We start from the raw sequence: 535 nt of genomic DNA on the forward strand, positions 1-535 counted from the left end.
TAGGCCTACAACAGAAGTTGCATTTAATATAACTCCACTTCCTTGGTCCACCATAACCTTAGCAACAGCTTGACCACAATTAAATACTCCCTTTAAATTTATGTTTATTACTCTATCCCATTCCTCTTCAGTCATTTTAAGCAGTGTATTGTCTGCTGTTATACCTGCGTTATTTACAAGGCAGCAGGTCTACGATTCATGTAACTCATTCATCTACTTCAGCTCTATTTGTTACATCAACTTTAATCCCTGCAATGTTTTCACTTATAGCCTTAAGTTCATTAACTGTAGCATCAACTTGTTCCTGACTAATATCACAGATTACAACACTTGCTCCTTCCTTTAAAAATTTTTCTGCAGTTGCCTTACCTATACCTCTTGCTGCTCCTGTAATAATTGCCACCTTTCCATTTAATCTCATAATAATTACCTCCATTCTTTAATTTTGATTTAATGTTAAATTTGTTTAATTTTTATCATTTGTATATATACTACTTAAAGGACAGTACCAAAATCGGCACTGTCCTTGTATACT

1 protein-coding gene and 1 pseudogene are annotated in these 535 nt (G+C 33.8%); both read right to left on the minus strand.

Annotated elements, in window-relative coordinates; all coding sequences use genetic code 11:
- Window positions 1-171, minus strand: a pseudogene (locus TCEL_RS14360) (SDR family NAD(P)-dependent oxidoreductase); the annotation flags it as partial.
- A gap of 34 nt (window positions 172-205) precedes the next feature.
- Window positions 206-421 carry an SDR family NAD(P)-dependent oxidoreductase gene (locus TCEL_RS14155; RefSeq protein ID WP_018657390.1) on the minus strand — a complete coding sequence of 72 codons (216 nt, stop codon included), beginning with the start codon at window positions 419-421 and terminating at the stop codon, window positions 206-208.
- Window positions 422-535: the final 114 nt, after the last annotated feature.

The sequence above is a fragment of the Thermobrachium celere DSM 8682 genome (assembly GCF_000430995.1).
Taxonomy (GTDB): Bacteria; Bacillota; Clostridia; order Clostridiales; family Caloramatoraceae; genus Thermobrachium; species Thermobrachium celere.